This window comes from Nonomuraea sp. NPDC052265, assembly GCF_044547985.1.
Lineage (GTDB): Bacteria > Actinomycetota > Actinomycetes > Streptosporangiales > Streptosporangiaceae > Nonomuraea.
In genome coordinates this window covers 22619-48078 of record NZ_JBIUBJ010000014.1, presented here as the reverse complement: position 1 = coordinate 48078, position 25460 = coordinate 22619, and the positions used below count along the sequence as shown (strand labels likewise).

The window sequence follows — 25460 nt, the reverse complement described above, 5'->3', positions numbered from 1 at the left end:
GGTTGCGACACTTGAAAGATGTCAGGCGGGGCGTAGGGGCCGCGATTACGCGCCAGGTAATGGGGACTGCGAACCGGCCGCCGACCTGCGGATTCTTCGGGGAAAAGAACGGGGCGCCCCCTTGCGGAGGCGCCCCGGGAGGGGGTTGGGGAGTGCGCGGGGGTCGGGAAGGGGGTTCGGGAGTGTGTGCAGGGTCGGGGAGCGGGGTTCGGGAGTGTCCGGTGGGCCGGGGTGGGGGTTCAGGGAGGTGCAGGGGCCCGGGAGGCGGTGTGGAGGGTCAGGAGCCGAGGACCTCGCGGCGCAAATGGGTCTTGAGGATCTTGCCGCCCGGGTTGCGGGGCAGTTCGCCCTCGCGGAACCACACGTGCACCGGGATCTTGAACTTGGCGATCCGGTCCGTCAGGAACGAGCGCAGCTCCTCCGCCGTGGCCGACCGGCCCGGGGCAAGCCGGATCACCGCGCCGACCTCCTCGCCGAGCTCGTCGTGCGGGACGCCGATCACCGCCACGTCGTCCACGGCCGGGTGCTCGAACAGGGCCGCCTCGACCTCGGCGCAGTAGACGTTCTCGCCGCCCCTGATCACCATGTCCTTGGCGCGGTCCACGATGTAGACGAAGCCCTCCTCGTCGATCCTGGCCAGGTCGCCGGTGTGCAGCCAGCCGTCCACGAACGTCTGCGCCGTGGCCTCGGGCTGCTTCCAGTAGCCCATGATCACGTTCGGGCCGCGTACGCACAGCTCGCCGACCTCGCCGGCGGGCAGCTCGGCGCCCATGGGGTCCACCACGCGGACGTCCACCACGGCCGACGGCATGCCGATGCTGTCGGGCCTGGCGTGGTACTCGGCGCCGCCGTTGCCGATGGCCAGCGCGGTCGTCTCGGTCATGCCGTAGCCGTTGGAGGGGGCGCGGTCGGGCAGGTTCGTGGTGATGCGCTCCAGCAGCTTGGGAGGGGCGGGCGCGCCGCCGTAGCCGAGGGTGGTCAGGGACGACAGGTCGTACTTGCCGAAGTCCGGGTGCGACATCAGCTGCCAGGCGTTGGTCGGCACGCCGATCATCGTGGTGACGCGCTCCCGCTCGATCAGCCGCAGGGCCTGCTCGGGGTCCCACTTGTACATGAGGACCACGCCGCCCCCGGTGAACATCGAGGTGGTCATGCCGGAGAAGCAGCCGGTGACGTGGAACAGCGGGACGGTCAGCAGCGTCACCCGCCGTACGCTCGCCGCCGCCCCCGCGTCCTTGCCGGCCATGGTGACCGAGCGCATGAGGCCGTAGGCCACGGTCATGGGGGACTGGCCGAGGTTGCGGTGGCTGCCCAGCGCGCCCTTGGGGCGGCCGGTGGTGCCGGAGGTGTAGAAGATCGTCGCCGGGTCCTCGGGGGAGAGCTCCACGTCGGGCAGCGTGACGTCGGCGGTGACCTCGCCCAGCACGTCGCCGAAGGACCGCGCGCCCTCGGGGACCTCGCCCCTGGTCACGATCATCGGCACGCCCGTGGCGGCCAGCCTGACCGCCCGCTCGCCGTCGGCGATCAGGACCTTGGCCCCGGAGTCGCTCACGCCGTAGGCCAGCTCGGCCTCCGTCCACCAGGCGTTCAGCGGTACGGCGATGGCTCCGGCGGCCAGCGCGGCCGAGAACGAGACCACCCATTCCGGGTAGTTGCGCATGGCGATGGCGACGCGGTCGCCCTTGGTCACGCCGTACTCCTCGACCAGGCGGTTGGCCAGGGTGGCGGCGCGGCGGAAGTGCTCCTCGAAGGTGATGTGCTCGTCCTCGTAGGCCAGGAAGACCTGCTCGCCGTGGAATCTGCTGGTCTCCAGCAGGGCTCGGAAGTGTCCCGGTGCGTGCTTCCACGTACGTACCCCGGTGTCGCCGATCTCCTCGGTCTCGAAAAGCTGGCCGGGGCCGGTGAGCTGAGCTTGGACCTGGGCGTGCGAAAGGGACATGCGCAGAACTCCCGCATCAGAGGATTATTCCGGACGATTTCACAGTACCGACCGGTAGGTACGTCGCGCTAGAGCAGCGGAAACCGGCGCCCGGGGTGCTCCCGAGGGTCGCCTTGTGCCACCCCGGCGTCCGGCTCGGTGAAAGTTTCATTATGCTAGCGATATTTTCAGCGTGCAAGCTGCTGGTTTGGAGCTGGTCGGCGGGTGGCATTGACCGTCCCCTCGCATGTCAATACCGTCTGCGATGCGATCCGCCGAGGATCGAAAGGTTTCGGAATGAAGTGCCTGCCTCCGGAGGTAGATGCCCGTGCTCTCGTCCCTGTCCGTCAGAGTCCTCGCCCTGCTGGGGATTCTCACAGCATTCCTCCTCCCCGCCACGTCGGCCGACGCCTCGGCGCCCCTGCGGACGCACGCGGCCGCCAAGGGCAAGTTCATCGGCACGGCGCTCGCCACCAGCCCACTGGCCGGTGAGACCTCCTACAAGAACATCGCGGCGACCGAGTTCAGCCAGGTCACCCCCGAGAACGCGATGAAGTGGGACGCCACCGAGCCCAGCCAGGGCCAGTTCAACTACTCCGGCGCCGACGCGATCGTCGCCTTCGCCGCCCAGAACGACCAGCAGGTGCACGGCCACACCCTCGTGTGGCACAGCCAGACGCCGGGCTGGGTGCAGGGCCTGAGCGCGACCGCGATGCGCGCGGCCATGCAGAACCACATCGCCAACGTGGTCGGCCACTTCGCCGACAACCCGGCCGTGGTCTCCTGGGACGTCGTCAACGAGGTCTTCGACGACAACGGCAACCTGCGCACGTCGTTCTGGTACAACACGCTCGGCTCGGGCTACATCGCAGACGCCTTCCGCGCCGCCCGCGCCGCCGACCCCGACGCCAAGTTGTGCATCAACGACTACAACACCGAGGGGATCAACGCCAAGAGCACGGCGATCTACAACCTGGTCTCCTCGCTGCGCCAGCAGGGCGTCCCGGTCGACTGCGTCGGATTCCAGTCCCACCTGGCCATCCAGTACGGCTTCCCCGGCGACTTCCAGCAGAACCTGCAGCGCTTCGCCGCCCTCGGCGTCCAGGTCCGCATCACCGAGCTGGACGTGCGCATGCAGACCCCCAGGGACGCCACCAAGGACGCCACCCAGGCCACCTACTACCGCAACGTCGTCAACGCCTGCCTGGCCGTGACCGCCTGCCAGGGCGTGACGATCTGGGGCTTCACCGACAAGTACTCCTGGGTGCCCGACACCTTCCCCGGCCAGGGCGCGGCGCTGATCTACAACGAGAGCTACCAGCAGAAGCCGTCGTACACCGCCGTGCACGACGCCCTGGCGGGCGGCACCGGCACCGACACCACCCCGCCCACCACGCCGGGCACCCCCGCGGCGAGCAACGTCACCGCGAACTCGGCCACCCTGACCTGGACCGCCTCCACCGACAGCGGCGGCAGCGGCCTGGCCGGCTACAACGTCTACCGCGAGCAGGGCAGCTCCGACACCCAGCTCGGCCAGTCCACCGGCAACAGCATCAACCTGACCGGCCTGACCGCGAACACCCAGTACCAGGTCTACGTGCGGGCGCGCGACGGCGCGGGCAACCTGTCCGGCGACTCCGCGACGGTCACCTTCACCACCCTCACCGGGGGCGGCACGGGCGGCTGCACCGCCGCCGGCACCGTGCAGACCCAGTGGGGCGGCGGGTACGTCATCCAGCCCGTGACCGTCACCAACACCGGCACGTCGGCGATCAACGGCTGGACGGTCACCTTCACCCTGCCCGCCGGGCACACCGTGACCGGCTCCTGGAACGCCACGCTCACCGTCAGCGGGCAGAACGTCACCGCCAGGAACGCCGGGTACAACGGCACGCTCGCGCCCGGCGCGAACACCAGTTTCGGGTTCCAGGTCGCCAGGCCGGGCGGCGACACCGCGACGCCGTCCGGCTACACCTGCTCCTGACCCGCCGGACTTCCCGGGCGGACATGGCCACCGCCCGGGGGGCCGGTCAGCGGCCGTCCTGGAGAAGACCAGCACGTTGAACGAGGCGGCGGCGCCCACGGGAGCGATCATGCCCAGGAGCGTAGCGACCGCCGTCGTCCGGCGAGCTTCGGGCGGACGTCGTGAGGCGCCCGCACGGCGACCGGAGCGTGGCCGAACGGGCCCCTTGGTGGGGCCTTCGCGCGGTGGTACACAGTGCACATGGCAGAGATCATCCTGTTGCACTCCGCACAGGGCCTGCGACCGGGGGTACTGGGGGCCGCGGAGGCGCTTGGCGAGGGCGGGCACGTCGTGCGCACGCCCGACTACTACGACGGCGAGGTCTTCGACGACCTCGAATCCGGGCTGCGCAAGCGGGACGCGATCGGCTTCGACGAGCTCGAACGCCGCTGGCGGGAGATCGCCGGGCAGGCGCGCGGTCCGGTCGTGTTCGCCGGGTTCTCGCTGGGCGGGTACGGGGCCCAGCTCCTGGCCGCCACGCATCCCCTGGCCCGGGGTCTGCTGCTCTACCACGGCTGCGCGGCCGTGCCCGAGGTGGGCGTGGAGGGGTGGCCGGTCTCGGTGCCGGTGCAGCTCCACTACGCGGAGGGCGACCCGTGGGTGGACGCCGACGACGTCCGCAGTCTGCGCACGGAGCTGGGTCCGATATTCGAGTGCTTCATTTATCCGGGAAATGTGCACTTGTTCGCCGATCCCGATCTTCCCGGATACTCGGAGGAGTCGGCGGCGCTTATGTGGAAACGCTCGCGCGACTTTATTGCGCGGATATAAGACGTTTTCCCGGATATTTCGTACTTGGGTCTATCAAAAGGGGTGATCTTTACTTTATGATCGCAACGGCCCATCAAGATCGACGGAAGGACCGCTCATGACGATCGAGATCAAGAAGGTCGAAGAAGTCGAAACCACCGGTAACAGCAACAGCTGCTGACCGTTTCGGGCCTCCCGCGACGCGGCCCGACCCCGCGGGAGGCCCTCACTCGTCCGGGAGCCGCCCTTCATGCCCAGGATTCAGGTGAATCCGGTCTTCCCCCTGTTCATCGACGACGTCCGTGGACGCGTACGGCTCGGCGACTTCCCCCCGACCGGCCAGATCCTCGATCCCGCTCCGCCACCCCTGCGCCGCCTGCTGCGCCTGTGCGCCGAGACCCCCGTCGAGCAGTCCGACCTGTACGCCCTGCTCGACGACCTCACCCCCGCCGAGATCGACTCGGCCGTCGAGCAGCTGCGCGCGGCCCGCTTCCTGGTCACCGACGCCGAACTCGTCACGCTGGCCGCCGACGCGAGGCTGTCGAGGTTCGCCCTGTTCATGGCCATGTTCCACCCGGCCGACCGGGCCGTGGCCGCGCTCGGCGACCTCGCCGGCCGGCACGTGGCGGTGCTCGGCGCCGGCGCGATCGGCGGCCAGGTCGCCCTCCACCTCGCCACCTCGGGCGTCGGCCGCCTGACCATCCTGGACGACGACCGCGTCGAGATCGGCAACCTGCACCGCCAGCACCTCTACACCGTCCGCGACCTCGGCGAGCCCAAGACGGCCGCGGCCGCCCGCAGGCTCCGCGAGCACTGCCCGGACGTCCGCGTCACCCGCGTCGAGCGGCGCATCACCGGCCCCTCCGACGTGGTCACCGACGCCGACCTCGTGGTCAACACCGTCGACACCCCGCAGCCGCACATCCGCCGCTGGGTCAACGAGGCATGCGTGCGGGCCGGCACGCCGTTCCTCACCGGCGGGTTCAACCAGCACGTCGGCCTGCTCGGCCCGCTGGTCGTGCCCGGCAAGACCGGCTGCCTGGCCTGCCAGGAGGCCGCCCTGGCCGAGCGGTACGGCTCCACCGTCCTGCCCGCCAGCGACAACCCCGGACGGGCCGTCCCGTCGTTCGGGCCGTTGTGCGGGATCGTGTCGGGCATGCTGGCCGCCGAGGTGATCCGCTTCCTGACCGGCACCGGCGCCCCGGCCGTCGAGGGCCGCAGCCGCTGGCTCGACCTGCTGACGCTCACCACCACCGCCTACGACTTCGACCGCCTGGACGGCTGCGAGGTGTGCGGGTGAAGACCGAGCCGCTGACCGACCTGTCGTTCCTCAGCGTGGTGGCCGACGGCCCGGACGACTACGTGATCGGCAACGGCGAGACGTTCGTCAACGTGCCCGGCGTGGCGGCGGCCGTGGTCGAGGCCCTCGACGGCACCAGGACGACCGCCGAGGCCCGCGCCCTGGTCCTGGCCGAACGCGGCCTGGACGTGGACGTGGCCGAGTTCGTGACCGGGCTCGGCGCGGCCGGGCTGCTCGACCGGCCCCGGCGCCCGCCCAACCTGTGGGACCGCATCCGCCCCGGCCACGTGGCCTGGCTGTTCTCCCGCCCCGCGCACGCCGTGCTGGCCGCGTTGACCGTGTGCGCCCTGGCCGTGGCGGTCACCAGGCCCGGCGTGCTGCCGTCCCTGTCCTCACTGGTCTGGTCGGACAGCCTCACCTTCACCGTCGCCTTCGCGGCGGGCTCGTGGCTCCTCGTGCTGGTCCACGAGCTCGGCCACATCGCCGCGGCCCGGTCGCTGGGCGTGCGGGCCGAGCTGTCGCTCGGCACCCGCCTGCAGTTCCTCGTCGTGCAGACCAGGATCACCGGCATCTGGGGCGTGCCCAGGCGCGCCCGCTACCGCGCCCACCTGGCGGGCATGCGGGTGGACTGGTTCCTCGCCTGCGCCGGGACCTGCCTGCTGTACGTCGCCGACCTGCCCGCGGTACGGCTCGTCGTGGTCATCTGCCTGTCGCAGATCGCCTGGCAGTTCCTGTTCTTCATGCGCACCGACGTCTACTACGCCATCGCGAACGCCGGCGGCAACAAGAACCTCATGGCCGACGCCCAGGCGTACCTGCGGGCGCGCCGCACCCGTACGGCGCCGCGCGGCGTACGGGTGTACGCCTGGTTCCTCGTCGTGGGACGGGTGCTCGGGCTGGCCTTCTTCGCCCTCTACACGGTCCCGGTGACGGTCGCCGTGTGCCGCCGGGCCGTCGAGGAGCCGCCGGGCTGGCAGCCGGTCGCCGCCCTGGTCGTGGTCGGCGCCGGCTGGGCACTCTACCTGGCCGTACTCGGCCACCGCCTGCTCACCTCGGCCCGCCGCCCCAAGCCGCACCCGGCCCACCCCGCCCCCTGACCCACCCCGCCCCTGACCCGGCCGGGGCCCTTCCCCGGCCGGGACCGCGGCGATCAGGTGTGCCTGCGGCTCCTGGCGACGACCTCCTCCGTGGTGAGCGGCGCCTTCGGGTGGTGCGTCAGGCACATGGGCACGCGCGCCTTGGCGAACCCGCCGCCCTCGCCGGCCACGTAGAACTCGCCCGAGCCCAGCCGGGAGATGTCCGGCACGTCGCCGCCGCCCTTGAACTGGGCCATCTCCCTGGCCGCGCCGATCTGGATCGGGGCGTTCAGCAGGCCGAAGAACTGGGTGGCGCAGTTGCCGGGGATCTGGTTGTGCAGCCCCTTGGGCGCCTGCGTGGCGAAGACGAGGCCCAGGCCGTACTTGCGGGCCTGGGAGGCGAGCATCACCGTGCTGCGGGTGGAGACCGACGCGCCTCCCGCCGCCGGCGCGAACGTCTGCGCCTCGTCCATGACGAACAGCGCGCCCAGCGGACGGCCCTGGGCAGGGTGCCGCTTGAACCAGACGAACAACTCCATCTGCAGCCGGCTGACGAAGCTCTGCCGCTGCTCCAGGCCCGGCAGCCCGGCCAGGCTGATCACCGAGACGCGGGCCCGCCTGCCCGGGGGCGGCGTCACCAGCAATCCGGGATCGACCGGTTCGCCCGCCCCGCCGAACAGCGGGTCGTTGTCCATGGCCGCGGTCAGCGACTGGGACAGGGTCGGCCGCGATGCGCTGGGCACTGGCCAGCTCGCTGACGCCGTCCGGCAGGTCGGCCAGGAACGCCGCGAAACCCCTCAGGCTGGTCGCGCCGCCGCCTCCGTAGGCGGCCAGGGCCCGCCTGAGCACGGCCTGCCCGCGCAACGCCTTGTCGGTGTTGGCGTCCAGCCTGACCCGGGGCACGATGAACGCGACCGCCGCCTCGACCGCCTCGGCGAACTCGTCGGGATCGCCGGCCAGGCTCGCCAGGTCGGGCAGCGGCTGGAAGCTCAGTGGCCGCCCGCCCGTCCGTCCCGGCGTCCAGACGGTCACGTCGGTGGCCGCCAGATACTCTTCGGCGCGGCGCGCGTCCCCCTCCTCCCATGCGCGCGGCGGCTCGGGCCACGGCTCGTCCAGCCTGGCCAGGTCGTTGTTCGGGTCCAGCACGATGGAGGAGACGCCGCGCAGCGCGCACTCCTCGACCAGCCGCCTGATCAGCACGGTCTTGCCCGAGCCCGAACCGGCGAAGATCGCTGTGTGCTTGCGCAGCGCCTCCAGCGCGATCCCCACCGGCGCGCCGTCCGCGATCCGCCGGCCGATGGTCAGGGACCGATCCCGGTCACCGCCGCCCTGGCCCGTCGCCTCCACAGGGACCTCGGGGGCCGGTACGGCGGCGCCCGGCGCGGCGGGAACGCTCCACACGTCGGACAGAGCCTCGGTGAGGAAGCCGATCCCGGACGTCGGCCGCCGCGCGGCGAGCCAGGCGGCCAGATCCGGCGGGCTCGCCGAGACCAGGGCCCGGAGCGCGGCGAGGATCACCAGGTCCTGCCGGCTCATCCGCAGCGTCCTGCCGCCCGCCCGCTCGAACGCCGTGATCGTCTCCCGCGTCGCCGGCCCCTGCGACCAGGGGGTGTTGCGCAGCAGGAACAGCCGCCGCTTGGGCACCTCCGCGTCCAGCCCGGCCGCCACGCACGCCTTGCGGACGCGGTTCAGCGCCGCGTTCCCGTGCCCGGCGCTGACCGCGCGGAAGGCCCAGTGGACCTCGTCCTCCCTGCTCTCGTCGAGCGTGCGGCGCAGCCGGGCGTGCAGCGGAGGCTTGGCGCTCGGCGGCGGGTCCACGCTGAAGGCCCGGCCGGCCTCACCCTGCTCGGCGATCCACGCGTGCAGACCGGCGGCCAGCAGCGCCGGCATCGCGGTGTCCTCGCTGCCCTGGTCGATCACCGGAGCCTGCGCGGCCTCCAGCAGTTCGGCGAAGCGGGCGTCGAGCGCGCCGAGGTCGGCCGTGGGCGCGGGCGGCCGGGGACGCGGCGCGGGCTCCGCCGCGAACCCGGTCAGCTCCCTGACCTCGCCGTCCAGCAGGCAGGCGTGGACATGCCGGTCGATCCGGATGAGCAGCTCCCGCGGGGTGAACCCGGGCGCCTGCTCGAACGCCTCCGGCCGGACCGGCCAGGTCGGGTACGGCGGCTTGATGCCCGCCTCGCCGTACTGCACCTCGAAGCGCGTGGCGACCAGGGTGCGGGCGGTGGCCGCGTCGGGGATGGTCATGAGCTGGACCGCCTGGCGGAAGCGGTCGCGCACGGTGTCGACCGCCACCCGTTCGATGAGCGCCCACGTGGCGGGGATGCACGTCACGACCGTCAGGGTCCGGCGGGCGACCTCGCGCAACGCCATCAGTCCGCCCGCGATGCGCTCGATCATGAGCTGCTCGGCCGGGTCGTGCTCGGCGCCGCCGGCGGTCGAGACCCGTGACTGGGCGACGAGCGGGTCGATCTGGTCCACGGCGACGATCGTGGGGCCGGTGAGGGCCATCAGGCGCGAGAGGTCCCTGACGATCTCCTGCGGTGTCCGGCCGAGCCCGCGGATGCCCCACCGGGCCCGCTCGCCCGGCTCGCCCTCCGGCGCCGACGACAGGTACGCCTCACCCAGGTCCTGCAGGCCCGGATCCTCGCCCGCCAGCAGGACCAGGGCCCGCGCGGCGTCCTGGCTGTCGCGGCCGACCTGGCCCCCGACCCGGCGGAAGGCGGTGACGAAGGCGTCCAGCTCGTCCCTGGTGAGGCCGCGCTTGCCGGTGACCGAGCGGCGTGCCATGCGGGACAGCCCCGCCATGATGGCCAGGCGGTCCAGGAGCACGGTGAGCTGTGTCTGCCCGTCCTGGCGGGGCCGGGAGAGGCTGTCCAGGAGGGAGACCACGACGCTCTCCCAGAACCCCTTGGCGTCCAGCAGGCCGACCAGGACGAAGTAGCCGCCCTCGCGCTGGGCACGTTCGCGCAGCCAGCCGAGCAGGTGGGTCTTGCCGGTGCCGCGCTGGCCCTGCACGACGACGCCGATGGGACTGGCCTCAGGCCGGTGGGCGGCCTCGGCCAGGCCGCCGAGGAGGACCTTCGTCGACGCGCCGTGCAGGCCCTCGATGTGGAAGGGGGAGCGGCGCCAGACGTCGTCGGCGCCCTCGGTGTAGTTGAACGTCAGCGCGGCCAGGTCCGCGGTGCCGCCGCTCACAGCTCGCCGATCCACAGCAGATGCTTGTCCTGCCCGCCTATGATCACCGCCGCTTCGCGGTCCTCGGGCGTGAGCGTCTTCTGGTTCGACTCCGGGACGAGGTTCACGTCCGGGAGGCGTTCCATCAGGACGAGTGCCTCGTCCACCTCCGCCTTCGGCACGCCGGGCAGCAGCCGCCGCAGCGGGGTCAGGCTCACCCACGAACCCGGCCCGGCGGCCAGCTCGGCGTACGCGGCACGGATGCGGGACTCCGGACCGGCGGCAGGCGCGTCCGGCTCGGGCTGGAAGATCTCCGACAGCCGCTGGTCGGTCCGCCGCATGAACCGGGGCAGCCATTCGAGCAGGGCCCGCGCGATGGCCCCCGACGAGCCGGTCTGGGGCGGGATCGTCCCGGTCCGCAGGTCGTCGGCGAGCCTGGCCCATCCGGAGTCGGTCAGCACGTGCACGAAGGCGCGCCCGCGCCTGGGCTGCCGGCTCTCGACTAACTTCAGGTCGTTGAGCCTCAGCCGCCGCTGCCCGTCGATGGTCAGCTTGTAGTGCTCCTTGAGCTCGCTGTTGGAGATCTCGCGGGCTTCGACGGCCAGCACCAGCAGGGCAGTGAACTCGGGCAGCGACAGCCCTTTGTCTGGCATATCTCATCCTTCCGCTCTGCGGCGGTTCCGCAGAAACTGGCCGATCTGACGGACCACGGTGTCCATGTCAGTCAATACTTGACCATCGGAGAAGCGCAGCACGGCGTAACCGTCGAGTTGCAGCAGCACGTCCCGCTGCCGGTCCGCGGCGAACTTGGCCGGAGCCCGGTGGTCGGGGCCGTCGATCTCCACGACGCAGCGTTCCCTCTCCCAGAGCAGGTCCACCCGGATCGGGACGGCCAGCGGGCCCGGCCGGTACGTCTGGTTCCAGGCCCGTCCCCCGGCCCACGTCCGCGAGGACAGGGCGGCCTCCAGCGCCTGCTCGCTCGCGCTGCCCGGATGCGGCCTGCCCGCCACCGGCGGGTACGCGACGGCGGGCGCCCGATCGGCCGTACCGGGAAGCGGGACGGCGGGCGGGATGTCCTCCGGGACGCCGCCGAGGGGTGCGGGGAGCGGTGCGGGGATCGTCCGCACGCGGTCGTCGTCCAGGGGCGCGCCCGCCAGCCAGACGCCTGCCCTGCCCCGGTGCGCCAGCCACTCGCACCCGGCGACCAGCACGTCCCGTGCCGCCGTGCCGAGCCCGTCCGGAACCCGTACCAGGACCGCCAGCCGGGCCCGGCCGAAGCTGTCGGCCAGCACCCTGACCAGCCCCGCCGCCCGGACCTCCGGCGCCAGCCCGCTGAGCCCGCCCGTCAGCGCCCGCCGGGCCAGTTCGGCGAGGAACGGCCCGAAGTGGCCGGTGACCGAGGCCCTGCCCCGGGCCAGCGCCTGGACCGCGGCCACGTTCACCCCGGACGGGCCCTCGATGCCCTCGGCGCCCGGCAACCAGGCCGGGAACAGCGCGATGGCCGCCTTGTCCAGCTCACGCAGGACGGAGGCGGCCAGGTCGGCGACGGAACGTTCCTCGGCGGCGAAGTAGGTGACGACGGCCGGGGCGTCGTCCGGCAGGGGATCGAGGGCCAGTGCCACGGCGTCGGGGTCGGCGTCGAGCCGTACCACCTGGCCGATCGGCAGCTCTGCCCACGACGGCACGGCTTCCCGCCCTCACAAGATCGGAGACTTCGGCACTTGGGAGGGTAGCCCGTCCCTATCGGGCTGTCACCCAGGCCGCGGACGCGGTCTCCAGGGACCGGCTCTCCAGGGAAGGGACGTGGGCGCGGGTCAGGAAGGCCTGGGAGACGCTCGCCTTCACCAGGGCGGCCGAGCGCAGCACTGGGACCAGCGTGAGCGCGAACAGCAGGCCGACCGCCGTGTTGAACACCACGAACGGCACGGTCCCGGTGCCGAGGCCGAGCAGCGCGGGCAGGCCGCCGTCCACGCCGGGGATCGCGGCGATCGCCCAGCCGTAGACCGGGAAGGTCAGCCCGAGCACGGCGCCCGCCCACCACACCGCGCTCACGACGGCGGCGGCCAGCGAGACCGGGAAGGTGATGATCGCGTGCAGCAGGTCCAGCGCCGCCTGGCCGGAGGCCAGCGGGTTCATCATGCGGCGGAACAGACCCGCCCCCGCGGGGGTCTGCGCGTAGCGGGGGCGGGAGATCGGGTGGCCGAGCACGCCGGGCAGCGCGGCGCGCTCCAGGTCGGCGAAGTGGCGGGCCGAGGCGGCGGTGGCGGCCAGGACGGGCAGCCCCACGAACGCGACCGCCGCGCCGAGCCCGGCCGAGACGCCGGCCACGGCGAGGGTGAAGGCCGCGGTGGCCATGGGCAGGCCGAGCAGGACGTAGCGGGTGTCGGTGGCGACGCGGTGCCGGAGGGTTGTCATGGCCATGACGCTACGGATTTGGCGCCCGCCGATCGATCCTGGCTCCGGGCCGGTACGCGGTAGGGTCAGCCCTACCACGCGCCGGAGAACGGCTACCGCGGCTGGTCCACCCGGATCACGGTCAGCTCCTGCGGGCGCACCGGCTCCCGGCAGCTCGCGCACACCGTGAGCGGCTCCAGGGGCTCGCCGCACGAGTGCCGCCACACGGTGGGCGGCTCGCCCTCGGTGACGTACCGGTCGCCCCAGTCCATCAGGGCGAGCAGGACCGTGTGCAGGGCCTGGCCCGCCTCGGTGAGGACGTACTCGTGGCGCGGCGGGTGCCGCTCGTACGGCACCCGCTCCAGCAGGCCCACCTCGACCAGTTTGCGCAGCCGGGCGGTGAGGATGTCGCGGCTGGCGCCGGTGTTGCGGGCGATCTGGTCGAAGCGGCGCACCCCGAGCATGATCTCGCGCATCGCCAGCAGGCTCCACCGCTCGCCCACGACGGCCAGCGCGTTGGCGATCGAGCACTGTCTCGGGCGGGACAAGGCCCCTCCGCTCAGCTAGGTCCGGATTTCCAACCTACCATCAGGCGGCCTGACCCGGGATGGCGGCGAGCAGCTCGCGGGTGTAGTCGGCCCGCGGCGAGTCGAAGATCTCGGCCGCCGTGCCGCTCTCCACGATCCGGCCCGCCTGCATCACGTGCACTCGGTGCGAGATCATCCGTACGACGGCCAGGTCGTGGCTGATGAACAGGTAGCTGAGCCCGAGGTCGCGTTGCAGGTCGGCCAGCAGCTCCAGGATCTGGGCCTGGACCAGCACGTCCAGCGCGGAGACGGCCTCGTCGAGCACGACCAGCTCGGGGGAGAGCGCCAGCGCCCGCGCGATGGCCACCCGCTGGCGCTGGCCGCCGGACAGCTCGTGCGGCAGCCGCTCGGCCACCGACGCCGGCAGCGACACCTTCTCCAGCAGCTCGGCGACGGTCTTCGCGCGCTCGGCCGGGGTGCCCACGCGGTGCACGCGCAGCGGCTCGGCGATCGACTTCTCGACGGTGTAGCGGGGGTCGAGCGAGGCGTACGGGTTCTGGAAGACCGGCTGCACCCGGCGGCGGAAGGCGAACAGCTCCCGGCGGCCGAGCGAGGTCAGGTCGGTGCCGTCGAACAGGATCCGGCCGGAGGTGATGCCGTCCAGGCCGAGCAGCAGGTTCGCGGTGGTCGACTTGCCCGAGCCCGACTCGCCCACCACCGAGACGGTACGGCCGCGCGGGATCGTGAAGGAGACCCCGTCCACCGCCGTGAACTCGCCGGCGCCGCCCCTGAGCGGGAACACCTTGCGCAGGTCCTCCACCACGACCAGGTCCTCGGCCGGCTCCTCGGGGGCGGGCTCGGCCACCCGTACCGACGACAGGCTCGGCACGGCCTTCAGCAGCCGCCGCGTGTACTCGTGCCGCGGGTCGGCCAGCAGCTCGGCCGCCGGGCCGGTCTCCACGATCTCGCCCCGGTACATGACGGCCACCACGTCGGCCCGCTCGGCGGCCAGCGCCAGGTCGTGCGTGATGAGGAAGACGGCCGTGCCCATCTCGGCGGTGAGCTGCCCGAGCTGGTCGAGGATGCGGCGCTGGACGGTCACGTCCAGGGCGGAGGTCGGCTCGTCGGCGATGAGCAGCTTCGGCCGGCAGGCCAGGCCCATGGCGATGAGCGCCCGCTGCCGCATGCCGCCGGAGAACTCGTGCGGGTACTGCCCGGCCCGCCGCTCCGGGTCGGGGATGCCGACCATCTCCAGCAGCTCGGTCACGCGACCGCGCGCCGTCCTGCCGGTGGCCAGGCCGTGCACCTCCAGCGCCTCGGCGATCTGGTCGCCGATGCGCATGAGCGGGTTGAGGTTGGACATCGGGTCCTGGGGCACCAGGCCGATGCCCGCGCCCCGGACGGCGGTCATCTCGCGCTCGCTCACCCCGGCCAGGTCGCGGCCGTCGAACAGCACCTGGCCGGTCGTGATGCGCCCGCCCGCGGGCAGCAGCCGGTTGACCGCGGCGGCCGTGGTGGACTTGCCCGAACCCGACTCGCCCACCACGGCCACGGTCTGCCCCGGCAGGATGTCCATGGAGACGTTCTTGACGACGGTGACGTCCTGCTTGCGGGTGCGGAAGGCGACGGAGAGGTCGCGGATCTCCAGGAGCGGGGTCATGCGGTCCTCGATCGGTGGGTGATGGCCTGCAGCAGGCCGGTCCAGAGGGCGTCGGTGGGCGTCGGCGCGGCCGGCGTCAGCAGGCGGTTGCTCGCCAGCGCGATCGCGACGTCCCGGCCGGGGACGAACCCGACGGCGCAGCCGACGTAGCCGGGGTGCCCGAGCACGGTGACGGTCTCGTCGCGCAGGGCGAGCTCGTAGGTGCGGAAGCCGAGCGCCTGGCCGGGGTCGGGGCCGGGCCGGAAGAACTCGCGGGCCACCTCGGGCCGCCACAACCGGTCGTGCTCCTCGTAGCGGGACAGCGCGGTGGCGTGGCGCAGCAGGTCCGGGACGGTGGAGAACAGCCCGGCGTGGCCCGACACGCCGCCGAAGGCGTGGTAGGCGTTGCCGTCGGCGACCTGCCCGAGCACGGGTTCGCGCCGCCAGCCGGCGAAGTCGGCGCTGCGGAAGGGCACCGGGTACGGCTCGGAGGTGTCGAGCATGCGCATCTCGACCCGGTCGTCCAGGGCGCTCATGGCCACCTCGGGGCCCGCCGGCCGCGCGTACGTGGTGTGGGCCAGCCCGAGCGGGCCGGTGACCAGTTCGGCCACCGCCCGGTCCAGGGACGTGCCGGTGACGGTCTCGACCACCCGGCCGAGCAGGATGAAGCCCAGGTCGGAGTAGTGCCGTTCGCGGCCGGGCGGGTAGCGCGGGGCGGGCACCCGCGCGTCCAGGTACATCGGCCACCACTCCCACAACCCCGCCCGGTGCAGCAGCAGGTCCCGCACGCTGACCTGTTCGGGGCAGCCCCCCGGCAGGTACGCCCCCGCCCGCTCGTCCAGGTCCACCAGGCGGTCGGAGACCAGGCGGATGAGGGCCGTCGTGGTGGCGACGACCTTCGTGACCGAGGCCAGGTCGTGGTACGTGCCCAGGGTCATGGGCGCCTGGCCGGCGAGCGCGCCGTCGTCCGTGCGGCGCACGGTGCGGTGGCCGGTGCACTCGGTCAGGTCGAACCACGGCGTGCGCGCCGCCCGCACCACGCCCGGAGGCGCGGCGGGGACGGGTTCGGGGGCGGGGGCGGCGCTCATCGGCGCAGCACCAGGGAACGCGGGGGCGTGGGCAGCGGGGCGGGCAGGACGAGCGGGCCCGCGCCCGGCGTCAGCGTGCCGAGCACCCGGGCGGCCCGCGCGCCGGTGCCGCCGGGGACCGTGCCCGGCAGGCCGTGGGCGGTCAGCCAGCCGATGAGCGCGAAGGCGATGGCCTCCTTGTCGTCGGCCGGGGCGCCGAGCTCGTCGGACAGCGACACCCGCACGCCGGGCAGCGCGGCGCGCAGGCCGTCCATGATGACCGGGTTGCGGCAGCCGCCGCCGGAGACGACGAGCGCGTCCACGCCCGCCGCGGCGACGTCGGCGGCCACCGTGCGGACCGTCAGCTCGGTCAGCGTCGCCACCAGGTCAGGGCCGGACGGCTCGCGACCCGCCCTGGCCGTCGCCGCCTCGACGTAGGCCAGGTGGAACAGCTCCTTGCCGGTGCTCTTGGGCGCGGCCAGCCGGTAGTACGGCTCGTCGAGCAGCACGGCGAGCAGGCGCTCGTCCACCTGCCCCGAGGCCGCGATCCGGCCGTCCTCGTCGAAGCCGCGCGGGTTCAGGCCCCTGCCGGCCACCACGGCGTCGATGAGGGCGTTGGCCGGGCCGATGTCGTAGGCGCTCAGGTCCGTGCCGCGGACGACGGTCATGTTGGCGATGCCGCCCAGGTTGAGCGCCGCCGCGCCGCCCTCGCGCCCGTCCGGCAGCAGGCCGCCCAGCAGCAGGTCGTCGAGCACCGAGACCAGCGGGGCGCCGTGCCCGCCCGCGGTGATGTCGCGGATGCGCACGTCCGACAGCACGGGCGAGCCGGTGCGCTCGGCGATCCACGCGGGCTGGCCGATCTGCAGGGTGCCGCGCGCGTGCGCGCCCTCCACCCAGTGGAAGACCGTCTGGCCGTGGGAGACGATCAGGTCGGCCGGGCCCGCCTGCTCGGCCGCCGTCGCGGCAGCCTCGGCGAAGCACTGGCCGATGAGCGTGTCCAGCACGCACACCTCGGCCAGCGTGGCCGGGGCGGGCGGCAGCGCGGCCACCAGCCGGGCGCGCAGCTCGGCGGGGTAGGGGGTGCTCGCGGTGTGCAGCACGCGGCCGGTCAGCACGTCGCCGTCGAGGCCGAAGTCGACCAGGGCCACGTCGATGCCGTCGTGCGAGGTGCCGGAGATCATGCCGAGGACTTTCATGCCGGCTCTCCCAGCGCCACCCGGAGCCGGCCTTCGCTGCGTGCCAGCAGCGCCGCGGCCTCCTGCGGCCCGAGCCCGAGCCGGGCGCCGAGCACCGCCTGCTTGACGTTGAAACCGTGCTGGTCGAGCACCCGTTCCGCCTCCTCGCGGTCCACACCGGCGATCGTCCGCACGATCCTGATCGCCCGTTCCCTGAGCTTGCCGTTGCTGGCCTTGACGTCGACCATCAGGTTCCCGTACGTCTTGCCGAGCCGGACCATGACGATGGTCGAGAACATGTTGAGCACGAGCTTCTGCGCCGTGCCCGCCTTGAGCCTGGTCGAGCCGCTGACCACCTCGGGCCCGACCAGCACCTCGATCGCGTGCTCGGCGGTCCCGCTGAGCGGCGTGCCCGGGTTGCAGGACAGGCCCACGGTCAGCGCGCCGCGCTCGCGCGCCCGCCGTACCGCGCCCAGCACGTACGGCGTGCGCCCGCTGGAGGCGATGCCCACCACCGTGTCCAGGGGCCCGATGCCGGCCGCGTCGATCGCCGCCGCACCGGCCGGCGCGTCGTCCTCGGCGCCCTCGCACGGGTGCACGATCGCCCGCTCGCCGCCGGCGATGACGGCGAACACCTGCTCGGGCGGCGTGCTGAAGGTGGGCGGGCATTCGGAGGCGTCCAGCACGCCGAGCCGGCCCGGCGTGCCCGCGCCCACGTAGACCAGCCGGCCGCCCACCCGTACCAGCTCGGCGGCGGCCTCGATGGCCCCGGTGATCTGCGGCAGCGCCGCGGCGACGGCGCCGGGGACGGTGGCGTCGGCCGCGTTCATGGTCGCGGCGAGCTCGGCCACGCTCATGGTGTCGATGCCCGCGAAACGCGGGTCGGCCGATTCCGTGGTCAGTTCTGAGAGGTTCACCGCTTGCCTCGGGTTCTGGGGTCGAGAGTGTCACGCAGGCCGTCGCCGAGCAGGTTCAGGCCCACCACCAGCAGGACGACGACCGCGCCCGGCGCGATCAGCGTCCAGGGGGCGATGAACACCAGGCTGCGCGCCTCGAAGATCATCGAGCCCAGCGAGGGGGCGGGCGGCGGCGTGCCCAGGCCGAGGAAGCTCAGCGACGCCTCGGTCAGCACCGCCCACGACAGCGACAGAGCCACCTGGATGACGATGATCGAGGTGATGTTGGGCAGCACGTGCCTGAGCATGATCTGCCAGCGGCTCTGGCCGGTGGAGACCGCGGCCTTGACGTACTCGATCTCCCTGAGGGAGAGCACGGGGCCGCGCGTGACACGGATGAAGATGGGGACGTACACGATCGCGATGGCGACGGCGACCGTGAACCAGTTGCGGTCCAGCACCGAGGCCAGCGAGAGCGCGAGCAGCAGCGGCGGGAAGGCGAACAGCACGTTCGTCACGCCGCCGATGGCGCCGTCGGCGAAGCCGCGGTAGAAGCCGGACACCAGCCCGCCCAGCGTGCCGACCACGGTGGCGAAGGCCACCGCGACCACCGCGATGAGCGCCGAGTTGCCGACGCCGGACGCCACCCGGGAGAAGACGTCCCGGCCGAACTGGTCGGTGCCGAACAGGTGCGCGCCGGACGGCGGCAGGAACCGTTCGGGCGGGTTCTGGGCGATCGGGTCGTAGGGGAGCAGCCCGGCGTACGACAGCGCCGCCACCACGGCCAGCACCAGCAGCACGATCGTGCCCGCCAGCATGGCGGGGCTCCTGCGCAACGCGGTCACGACGCCCTCACCCGCGGGTCGATGATCCGGTACAGCATGTCGGTCAGCAGGTTGACCAGCACGAACGCCAGCGCGATGACCAGGACCGTGCTCTGCACGACCGCGTACTCCTTCTGCTGGATGCCGAGCAGCACCTGCCGGCCCACGCCGGGCACGGAGAAGATCTGCTCGACCACGACCGCGCCGCCGAGCAGGTAGCCGAACTGCAGCCCGGTCATCGTCACGATCGGCACCAGCGCGTTGCCCAGCACGTGCCTGACCTGAAGGCGGCGCGGCGGCACGCCCTTGGCGCGGGCGGTGCGCACGAAGTCCTCCGAGCGCACCTCCAGCACCGCCGTACGGGTGGTGCGCAGGATCGGCGCGGCGATGCCGAACCCGAGCACGAGCGCGGGCAGGAACATCTGCTGCAGGTTGAGCAGCGGGTTGTCGGCGAGCGTGGCGAAGCCCTGGCCGTTGGGGTTGAAGCCGAACGACGCCGCGAAGATCGACAGCAGCGTCGTGGCCAGCAGGAACGCCGGGACCGACAGCCCGGCCAGGCTCACGACCTGGCCGAAGGCGTCACGCGGCGAGTTCGTCCTGGACGCCGACAACATGCCGAGCGGCACGCCCACCAGCAGCGCCAGCACGATCGAGAACACCGCCAGCTCGAACGTCACCGGCAGCGAGTGCAGCGTCATCTCCAGCACGCCCTGCTGCGAGCGGGCCGAGTAGCCGAAGTTGCCGGTGAGCATGTTGCCCAGCCAGGAGAAGAACTGCGTGACCGGCGACTGGTCCAGCCCGTAGTACTGCTCCAGGGCCGCCCGCTGGGCCGGGGTGAGCGCCGCCGCCTCCGTGCCGAGCCCCGCGGTGATCTGGTCGCCGGGGATCGCCCGGAGCATGACGAAGACGAACACGGCCACCCCGAACAGGGTGCCGATCGTCGAGGCCACGCGCCGGACGGCCCGGTTGGCGAGGATCCGTCGCATCAGGCGACGGACGTCGTGCGCAGGTACTGCAGCGACCCGCTGACCATCGGTACGAACCCGGACACGTTGGAGGTGGTGCCGGTGTAGGTGTAGCTGGTGAACAGCCAGATCCAGGGCGCGTCGGCCTCCAGCTCGGCCGAGACCTTCTCGTAGATCGCCTTGCGGGCGGCCTGGTCGGTCGTGGCCTTGCCCTCGGCGAACAGCTTGTCCAGCTCGGGCGAGCTGTACCCGGCGACCTTGTTCAGGTTGCCCTTGCTGGTGAAGTAGCGGGCGTAGGAGCCGTCGGGGTCGGGACGCCCGCCGTTGAGCGCGACGGCCGCGTCGAAGTCGGCCGCCACCCAGCGGTCCACGAACGCGCCCGACTCCAGCACCTCCAGGTCCAGGGTGATCTTCGCCTCGGCGAGCTGCGCCTTGAGGTTCTGGGCCTCGTTGACGGAGGTGGCGTACTCGCCCTGGGAGACGATGGCCTTGACCGTCACGCCGCCGGACTTGCCCGCCTTGCCCAGGTACTCGGCGGCCTTGGCCAGGTCGCGGCTCGGGCAGGGGCGCTTGGCCGGGTCGGACTTGAAGGCCGGGGCGGTGATCGGCCCGGTCACCTCGCCCTCGCCGAGCGCGGCGGTGTCGAGCACCTGCTTGCGGTCGATCGCGCACTGGATCGCCAGGCGCACGTTGACGTCCTTGAGGTCGCCGCGCTGCGCGTTGAGCTGGAGGGTGTGGTAGCTGAGCTGCGGCGTCTTGGTGACGGTGATCGTCCCGCCGCCCTGGGCGGTCTGGGCGACCAGCGGGTCGTTGAAGACCGCGAGCTGCACGTTGCCCGACTGCATGGCCGAGACGATGGACGACTCGTCGGGGATCACGCGGAACTCGACGCTGCCCACCTTGGGCTTCTCGGCGCCCCAGTACTTGTCGTTCCTGGCCAGCGTCAGCGACTGGCTCGGGACGCGCTTGCCCAGCGTGAACGGGCCGGTGCCGTTGGGGGTGGCGTTGAGCTTCTCCTCGGTGTCGTCGGAGGAGAGCATCGCCATGTTGACGGTGGCCAGGTTCGCCGGGAGGGCGGCGTCGGGGCCGGTCAGCTCCAGCACCACCGTGCCTTCGTCGGGGGCCTCGACGGACTTCACCGACGCCAGCGACGCCCGCGCCACGGCCGCCGTCTTCTCGTCCATGATCTTGTCCAGGGACGCCTTGACGTCCTTGGAGTCGAACGCGCTGCCGTCGCCGAACGTCACGCCCTTGCGCAGGGTGAGGGTCAGCTTCTTGCCGTCCTCGGAGGTCTGCCACGACTCGGCCAGGCCCGGCACCACGTTCAGGTCCTTGTCGAACTCGGTGAGGGTGCCGTAGATGTTCTGCAACACGTTCACGGCCGTGAACTGGGTGGCCTTCCAGGGGAAGAGCGTGTCGGGGTCGGAGGTCACGCCGACGACCAGGGCGCCGCCGGACTTGCCCGTGGCCCCGGTGCTGGTCGCGGGCCCGGAAGATGATGAACAGGAGGTCAGGGCGATGGACAGCACTGCGGCGGCGCCGATCGCGGAGAGCGCGCCACGGGGCATGTGGTCTCCTCAGGAGCAGTAGGTCATAAAATTACGCAGACCCTACCACTGGTGTACTAATTTTCCTCAACACGGATGGATGACGAATGGTCGAGGACGACGGAAGCCTGCTGATCCGCATCCGTGCCGCCATGCCCGCATTACGGCCGTCGGAGCGGCGCATCGCCGAGATGTTCACCGGCGATCCGGCCGCCGCCGCGAACCTGTCCATCGCCGAGCTGGCCGCCCGCTGCGCGACCTCCACCACCTCGGTCGTGCGCTTCTACCAGCGCATGGGATACGCGCACTTCAAGGACTTCAGGATCGACCTGACCCGGGCCGCCGCCCGGGAGGAGCTGACCACGTCGAGCCTGCCGGAGGTGTCGGGCGACATCGACCGCCACGACAGCCTGGAGGGCATCGTCTCCAAGGTCGCGACCAACGAGACGCTGTCCATCGCCGACACGGCCCGCTCCCTCGACATGGGCGCCCTGGCCCGGTCGGTGTCGCTGCTGCTGGCCGCGCGCCGGATCGACACCTTCGGCGTGGGCGCGAGCGCGCTGGTCGGCCTGGACCTGCAGCAGAAGCTCGCACGCATCGGGCGTACCGCGATCAACTGGCACGACGCCCACTCGGCCTGGACGTCGGCGGCCACGCTCGACGCCACCTGCGTGGCCGTCGCGGTCTCGCACACCGGCGCGACCGTGGACACCGTCGAGTTCCTGGCCATCGCCCGCCGGTCGGGCGCGGCCACGGTGGCGATCACCAACTTCCGCGACTCGCCGCTGGCCGCCGCCGCCGACGTGACGCTGACGACGGCCGCCCGTGAGACCCAGTTCCGCTCGGGCGCCCTGGGCAGCCGCATCGCCCAGCTCATGGTCGTCGACTGCCTGTTCACCGGCGTCGCAGCGGCCAGTTACGACGAGTCGATGGCGGCCCTGCGCAACACGTACGCGGTCGTCCACGAGCGTACGGTGCACAAGCGGGGGTGAACCGGTGCGGGGGGCCTGACCAGCATGGAAGTCTTTCTTTGGCGGCACGTGAATCTAGTGACAAAAAGTGATGACACGGCTACTTTAAGTTGACATTCTGGTGGCGAGGCATCGTCTACCAGGAGAGACACCACATGCAGCTGATCACCCGTGCCGACTGGCACGCGAAGAAGCCCACCACCAGTTACACCCGGCTGGCCTCCACCAAGGGCGTCAAGATCCACTACACCGGCGGCAAGGTGCCCACCGACCTGCCGGACGCCGACAACCACGACAAATGCGTCGACCTGGTCAGGGACATCCAGCGCATGCACATGTCCGGCGGGCGCGGCGAGACCTACATCGACCTCGGCTACAACATGGTGTGCTGCCCGCACCGGCGCACCTTCATGGGCCGCGGTCCGCACGTCCTGCCCGCCGCCAACGGCCCCGGGCTCAACTCCGGCCACTACGCCGTGCTCGCCCTGATCGGCAACACCGGCCTCACCGAGCCGAACGACGACCTGCTCAACGCCCTCGTCGACGCCATCGAGTACCTGCGCGAGCACGGCGACGCGGGCCAGGAGGTCAAGGGCCACCGGGACGGCTACGACACCGACTGCCCCGGCGACCCCCTCTACCGCTGGGTGCAAGGAGGCGCGGAACGCCCCTAGACCAGCCGGCCCACGTGGGCCAGCGCCTGCTTGAGCAGCACTCCCTGGCCGCCGGTCATCTCCTGCTGCACGGCCGGCGAGGCCGCCTCCTCGGGGGTGAACCAGACCAGGTCCAGGGCGTCCTGCCGGGGCCGGCAGTCACCGGCCACGGGCACGATGTAGGCCAGGGACACCGCGTGCTGGCGCGGATCGTGGTACGGCGTGACGCCCGGCGTCGGGAAGTACTCCGCGACGGTGAAGGGCTGCGGCGAGATGGGGATGCGGGGAAGGGCCACGGGCCCGAGGTCCTTCTCCAGGTGGCGCATCAGCGCGTCGCGGACGCGCTCGTGGTGCAGCACCCGCCCCGACACCAGCGCCCGGCTGACCGTCCCGTCCGCCGCGATCCGCAGCAGCAGGCCCACGCGGGTCACCACGCCGGTCTCGTCCACCCGCACCGGCACGGCGTCGATGTAGAGGATCGGCAACTGGCCGCGCACCGATTCGAGCTCTTCGGGGGCCAGCCATCCAGGCACGGTTTCGGTCTTTTCGGTCATCTGCCGATCGTATGCCCCGAGCCGCCGCTGACAGCGTAAGCCCCACCGACCGATCCCCGCAGGGGACCGCCGCATCCGGCTCAGGCGCGCCTGGCCGGCCTGCTCCTGCCCGCGATCCAGGACGCCGTGCAGACCACCAGCACGATGCCCATGAACGGCAGGTACTCGGCGACTCTTCTCATGTGAGATCACGCTCCGCTCTCGACTTGGCGAGCCGCTGTCGTTGCGGCTCGACGGTGTACCGGGGGTCGCGCGCCGAGGCCGTCCCGGCGTGGAAGACCCCGAACCGGGTGCAGACCGACCCGGCCAGCAGGGCCGCCCCCGCGGCCGCCGCCGCGACCCTGCTGCGGCGGCCGAGGCCCTGCCCGAGCAGGGCGCCCGCGACCGACAGCGCCTGGCCCGCCTTGAGCAGGCGGCTGCGCCGCAACGGCTCGGCGGTCAGGCCCATGCGGCGTTCCATGCGGGTGGCCGCGGCGAACTCCAGAGCCGCGCCCAGCAGCGCCACCCGCCGGGCCGGGGCCGCCTGCGCGACCGGCGCGGCCAGCATGCCGAGCCCGCCCGCCGACGCGGCGGCCGAGCCCGCGAACAGGAACGGCATCTCCCTGAACCCGTCGTGCCAGGCCGGGACCGCGGTGTCGCAGATCAGCGCGGCGGTGTAGGTCGCCAGCGCCGGCCCGGCCAGCCCCGCGCCCACCGTCGCCACCCGGCCCAGCCGGGGGAACAGCCCGGTCAGCTCGGTGGCCGCGGCGAGCCCGGCCTGCGGCCCGTACGCGGTCAGGATCCAGGTGCCGACGCTCATCGGCGAGGTCACCTTGAACACCCGCAACATGTTGAGGAAGCGCGACGGCTTGCCCAGGTCGTGGATCAGCACGTACAGCGAGCCGCCGACCGCGCCCAGGGCGGCGACCTTCGCGGCGCGGGCCAGCGCCGGCCGTCCGGTCAGCTCGGCAGCGGCGGCCAGCGTGGAGGAGGCCCCGGCCAGGCCGCCGAGGAACAGGTAACCGGCGATGTCGCGGTCGCTCCAGGGCGTGGCGTTCAGGACCGGCAGGCCGTAGTAGCTTCCCGCGTCCGGCTCGGGCGGGCGCAGGGAGCGGCTGCCGCGGCCCGCCGAGCCGGGCGTGGCCTCGCGCTCGGTGCGCAGGCCGGGCGCCTCGTCCAGGCGCACGTCGGTCTGGTTGCCCATCCGCCCCTCCTCCAGGCGGACGTCGGTCCGGTTGCTCATCTGCCTCTCCTCCAGGCCGCCGCGGCCATCCCGGCCAGCAGGACCAGCGCCGCCGCGCCGGCGTGCCGCCACATCGACGGCAGATCCGCGGTGGTCACCACGGGGTCCGGCGGCAGGCCGTACACCTGCGGCTCGTCCAGCAGCAGGAAGAAGGCGCCGGTGCCGCCCACGCCGTCGGCGGGGTCGTGGCCGTACAGGCGGGCCGAGGACGCGCCCGCCGCGCGCACCTGCTCCAGGCGGCGGGCGGCGCGCTCGCGCAGCTCGTCCAGCTCGCCGAACTGGATGGAGTCCGTCGGGCACGTCTTGGCGCAGGCCGGCTCCTGGCCGACCTCCAGCCGGTCGTAGCACATCGTGCACTTGGCGGCCGTGCCGCTCTCCTCGCGCCTGCCGATCACCCCGAACGGGCAGGCGGGCACGCAGTAGCCGCAGCCGTTGCAGACGTCCTCCTGGACGACGACCGTGCCGTACTCGGTGCGGAACAACGACCCGGTCGGGCAGACGTCGAGGCAGGCCGCGTGCGTGCAGTGCTTGCACACGTCGGAGGCCATCAGCCAGCGGAAGTCCAGGTCGCGGGCGCCGGTCTCCTGATGGCCGAGCGGCTTGCGCTGCTCGACGAACGCGACGTGCCGCCAGGTGTCGGCGCCGAGCCCGACGGAGTTGTCGTAGGACATACCGGTGAACATCAGGCCGTCCTCGGGCACCTCGTTCCACTCCTTGCAGGCCACCTCGCACGCCTTGCACCCGATGCAGATGCTGGTGTCGGTGAAGAAACCCATGCGCCCGGG

The 25460-nt window shown here is 72.4% G+C and carries 22 protein-coding genes and 1 pseudogene; 6 read left to right on the top strand and 17 right to left on the bottom strand.

All coding sequences use genetic code 11. The features are described 5' to 3' along the window. Positions 1 to 277 precede the first annotated feature (277 nt). A complete protein-coding gene (locus ACIHAD_RS32850; RefSeq protein ID WP_397358581.1) occupies positions 278 to 1939 on the bottom strand; it encodes a class I adenylate-forming enzyme family protein in 1662 nt (553 codons plus the stop codon). A gap of 301 nt (positions 1940 to 2240) precedes the next feature. Here ACIHAD_RS32850 and ACIHAD_RS32845 point away from each other — a divergent pair, with 301 nt between their 5' ends. The 4 genes from ACIHAD_RS32845 to ACIHAD_RS32830 all read left to right on the top strand — a co-directional run bounded on the left by ACIHAD_RS32845 (position 2241) and on the right by ACIHAD_RS32830 (position 7088). After that, the gene (locus tag ACIHAD_RS32845; RefSeq protein ID WP_397358580.1) at positions 2241 to 3902 is read left to right on the top strand and encodes an endo-1,4-beta-xylanase; all 1662 of its coding nucleotides are present in this window, start codon (positions 2241 to 2243) and stop codon (positions 3900 to 3902) included. A gap of 240 nt (positions 3903 to 4142) precedes the next feature. Further along, positions 4143 to 4712 (top strand): dienelactone hydrolase family protein, encoded by a 570-nt coding sequence (locus ACIHAD_RS32840; protein WP_397358579.1) that lies wholly within the window; start codon positions 4143 to 4145, stop codon positions 4710 to 4712. Positions 4713 to 4941: 229 nt separating this feature from the next. Then, complete coding sequence (locus tag ACIHAD_RS32835) at positions 4942 to 5991, top strand: HesA/MoeB/ThiF family protein (protein ID WP_397358578.1); 1050 nt, start codon at positions 4942 to 4944, stop codon at positions 5989 to 5991. After that, positions 5988 to 7088 (top strand): hypothetical protein, encoded by a 1101-nt coding sequence (locus ACIHAD_RS32830; RefSeq protein WP_397358577.1) that lies wholly within the window; start codon positions 5988 to 5990, stop codon positions 7086 to 7088. The genes ACIHAD_RS32835 and ACIHAD_RS32830 overlap by 4 nt, the downstream gene beginning before the upstream one ends. Positions 7089 to 7141: 53 nt before the next feature. On the opposite strand, the gene ACIHAD_RS32825 is transcribed toward ACIHAD_RS32830, so the two are convergent. From ACIHAD_RS32825 to ACIHAD_RS32765, 13 genes and pseudogenes are all read right to left on the bottom strand, one after another. Then, a complete protein-coding gene (locus tag ACIHAD_RS32825) occupies positions 7142 to 7810 on the bottom strand; it encodes an ATP-binding protein (protein ID WP_397358775.1) in 669 nt (222 codons plus the stop codon). Between the two features lie 367 nt (positions 7811 to 8177). Next, a pseudogene (locus tag ACIHAD_RS32820) lies at positions 8178 to 8603 on the bottom strand (helicase HerA domain-containing protein); the annotation flags it as partial. A gap of 1655 nt (positions 8604 to 10258) precedes the next feature. After that, complete coding sequence (locus ACIHAD_RS32815; protein ID WP_397358575.1) at positions 10259 to 10894, bottom strand: hypothetical protein; 636 nt, start codon at positions 10892 to 10894, stop codon at positions 10259 to 10261. 3 nt (positions 10895 to 10897) lie between these two features. Then, complete coding sequence (locus tag ACIHAD_RS32810) at positions 10898 to 11926, bottom strand: endonuclease domain-containing protein (RefSeq protein ID WP_397358574.1); 1029 nt, start codon at positions 11924 to 11926, stop codon at positions 10898 to 10900. Positions 11927 to 11981: 55 nt separating this feature from the next. Next, positions 11982 to 12656: a sensor domain-containing protein gene (locus tag ACIHAD_RS32805; RefSeq protein ID WP_397358573.1), complete on the bottom strand. Its 675-nt coding sequence runs from the start codon at positions 12654 to 12656 to the stop codon at positions 11982 to 11984. Positions 12657 to 12748: 92 nt separating this feature from the next. Further along, entirely contained in the window at positions 12749 to 13183 is a 435-nt protein-coding gene (locus ACIHAD_RS32800) for a helix-turn-helix domain-containing protein (protein ID WP_357703354.1), read from the bottom strand. Positions 13184 to 13223: 40 nt separating this feature from the next. Then, entirely contained in the window at positions 13224 to 14822 is a 1599-nt protein-coding gene (locus tag ACIHAD_RS32795; RefSeq protein WP_397358571.1) for an ABC transporter ATP-binding protein, read from the bottom strand. Continuing rightward, entirely contained in the window at positions 14819 to 15889 is a 1071-nt protein-coding gene (locus ACIHAD_RS32790) for a serine hydrolase domain-containing protein (RefSeq protein WP_397358570.1), read from the bottom strand. Before ACIHAD_RS32790 ends, ACIHAD_RS32795 begins: the two co-directional genes overlap by 4 nt. Next, positions 15886 to 17064, bottom strand: coding sequence for an anhydro-N-acetylmuramic acid kinase (locus ACIHAD_RS32785; protein ID WP_397358569.1), 1179 nt, complete (start codon positions 17062 to 17064; stop codon positions 15886 to 15888). The genes ACIHAD_RS32790 and ACIHAD_RS32785 overlap by 4 nt, the downstream gene beginning before the upstream one ends. Then, complete coding sequence (murQ, locus tag ACIHAD_RS32780; protein WP_397358568.1) at positions 17061 to 17960, bottom strand: N-acetylmuramic acid 6-phosphate etherase; 900 nt, start codon at positions 17958 to 17960, stop codon at positions 17061 to 17063. Before murQ ends, ACIHAD_RS32785 begins: the two co-directional genes overlap by 4 nt. After that, the gene (locus ACIHAD_RS32775; protein ID WP_397358567.1) at positions 17957 to 18784 is read right to left on the bottom strand and encodes an ABC transporter permease; all 828 of its coding nucleotides are present in this window, start codon (positions 18782 to 18784) and stop codon (positions 17957 to 17959) included. The genes murQ and ACIHAD_RS32775 overlap by 4 nt, the downstream gene beginning before the upstream one ends. Next, on the bottom strand, positions 18781 to 19749 hold the full coding sequence (locus ACIHAD_RS32770) for an ABC transporter permease (protein ID WP_397358566.1): 969 nt from the start codon (positions 19747 to 19749) through the stop codon (positions 18781 to 18783). Before ACIHAD_RS32770 ends, ACIHAD_RS32775 begins: the two co-directional genes overlap by 4 nt. Then, positions 19749 to 21296: an ABC transporter substrate-binding protein gene (locus ACIHAD_RS32765; protein WP_397358565.1), complete on the bottom strand. Its 1548-nt coding sequence runs from the start codon at positions 21294 to 21296 to the stop codon at positions 19749 to 19751. The genes ACIHAD_RS32770 and ACIHAD_RS32765 overlap by 1 nt, the downstream gene beginning before the upstream one ends. A gap of 86 nt (positions 21297 to 21382) precedes the next feature. Here ACIHAD_RS32765 and ACIHAD_RS32760 point away from each other — a divergent pair, with 86 nt between their 5' ends. Together ACIHAD_RS32760 and ACIHAD_RS32755 are read left to right on the top strand one after the other, a co-directional pair. Next, positions 21383 to 22267 (top strand): MurR/RpiR family transcriptional regulator, encoded by an 885-nt coding sequence (locus ACIHAD_RS32760; RefSeq protein ID WP_397358564.1) that lies wholly within the window; start codon positions 21383 to 21385, stop codon positions 22265 to 22267. A gap of 134 nt (positions 22268 to 22401) precedes the next feature. Further along, positions 22402 to 22920, top strand: a complete 519-nt coding sequence (locus ACIHAD_RS32755) for a peptidoglycan recognition family protein (protein ID WP_397358563.1) — start codon at positions 22402 to 22404, stop codon at positions 22918 to 22920. Here the strand turns inward: ACIHAD_RS32755 and ACIHAD_RS32750 are convergent. The 3 genes from ACIHAD_RS32750 to ACIHAD_RS32740 all read right to left on the bottom strand — a co-directional run bounded on the left by ACIHAD_RS32750 (position 22917) and on the right by ACIHAD_RS32740 (position 25451). Then, positions 22917 to 23453 (bottom strand): NUDIX hydrolase family protein, encoded by a 537-nt coding sequence (locus ACIHAD_RS32750; RefSeq protein WP_397358562.1) that lies wholly within the window; start codon positions 23451 to 23453, stop codon positions 22917 to 22919. The two genes, ACIHAD_RS32755 and ACIHAD_RS32750, sit on opposite strands and share 4 nt — an antisense overlap. A gap of 178 nt (positions 23454 to 23631) precedes the next feature. After that, the gene (gene nrfD / locus ACIHAD_RS32745) at positions 23632 to 24675 is read right to left on the bottom strand and encodes an NrfD/PsrC family molybdoenzyme membrane anchor subunit (RefSeq protein WP_397358560.1); all 1044 of its coding nucleotides are present in this window, start codon (positions 24673 to 24675) and stop codon (positions 23632 to 23634) included. Continuing rightward, complete coding sequence (locus ACIHAD_RS32740; protein WP_397358766.1) at positions 24672 to 25451, bottom strand: 4Fe-4S dicluster domain-containing protein; 780 nt, start codon at positions 25449 to 25451, stop codon at positions 24672 to 24674. The genes nrfD and ACIHAD_RS32740 overlap by 4 nt, the downstream gene beginning before the upstream one ends. Positions 25452 to 25460: the final 9 nt, after the last annotated feature.

Coding starts and splice junctions, on each gene's coding strand:
- ACIHAD_RS32850 (WP_397358581.1), bottom strand. CDS start 1,939: ATGTCCCTTTCGCACGCCCAGGTCCAAGCTCAGCTCACCGGCCCCGGC.
- ACIHAD_RS32845 (WP_397358580.1), top strand. CDS start 2,241: ATGCCCGTGCTCTCGTCCCTGTCCGTCAGAGTCCTCGCCCTGCTGGGG.
- ACIHAD_RS32840 (WP_397358579.1), top strand. CDS start 4,143: ATGGCAGAGATCATCCTGTTGCACTCCGCACAGGGCCTGCGACCGGGG.
- ACIHAD_RS32835 (WP_397358578.1), top strand. CDS start 4,942: ATGCCCAGGATTCAGGTGAATCCGGTCTTCCCCCTGTTCATCGACGAC.
- ACIHAD_RS32815 (WP_397358575.1), bottom strand. CDS start 10,894: ATGCCAGACAAAGGGCTGTCGCTGCCCGAGTTCACTGCCCTGCTGGTG.
- ACIHAD_RS32805 (WP_397358573.1), bottom strand. CDS start 12,656: ATGACAACCCTCCGGCACCGCGTCGCCACCGACACCCGCTACGTCCTG.
- ACIHAD_RS32795 (WP_397358571.1), bottom strand. CDS start 14,822: ATGACCCCGCTCCTGGAGATCCGCGACCTCTCCGTCGCCTTCCGCACC.
- ACIHAD_RS32790 (WP_397358570.1), bottom strand. CDS start 15,889: ATGAGCGCCGCCCCCGCCCCCGAACCCGTCCCCGCCGCGCCTCCGGGC.
- ACIHAD_RS32785 (WP_397358569.1), bottom strand. CDS start 17,064: ATGAAAGTCCTCGGCATGATCTCCGGCACCTCGCACGACGGCATCGAC.
- ACIHAD_RS32770 (WP_397358566.1), bottom strand. CDS start 19,749: ATGCGACGGATCCTCGCCAACCGGGCCGTCCGGCGCGTGGCCTCGACG.
- ACIHAD_RS32765 (WP_397358565.1), bottom strand. CDS start 21,296: ATGCCCCGTGGCGCGCTCTCCGCGATCGGCGCCGCCGCAGTGCTGTCC.
- ACIHAD_RS32760 (WP_397358564.1), top strand. CDS start 21,383: ATGGTCGAGGACGACGGAAGCCTGCTGATCCGCATCCGTGCCGCCATG.
- ACIHAD_RS32755 (WP_397358563.1), top strand. CDS start 22,402: ATGCAGCTGATCACCCGTGCCGACTGGCACGCGAAGAAGCCCACCACC.
- ACIHAD_RS32750 (WP_397358562.1), bottom strand. CDS start 23,453: ATGACCGAAAAGACCGAAACCGTGCCTGGATGGCTGGCCCCCGAAGAG.
- nrfD (WP_397358560.1), bottom strand. CDS start 24,675: ATGAGCAACCGGACCGACGTCCGCCTGGAGGAGGGGCGGATGGGCAAC.
- ACIHAD_RS32740 (WP_397358766.1), bottom strand. CDS start 25,451: ATGGGTTTCTTCACCGACACCAGCATCTGCATCGGGTGCAAGGCGTGC.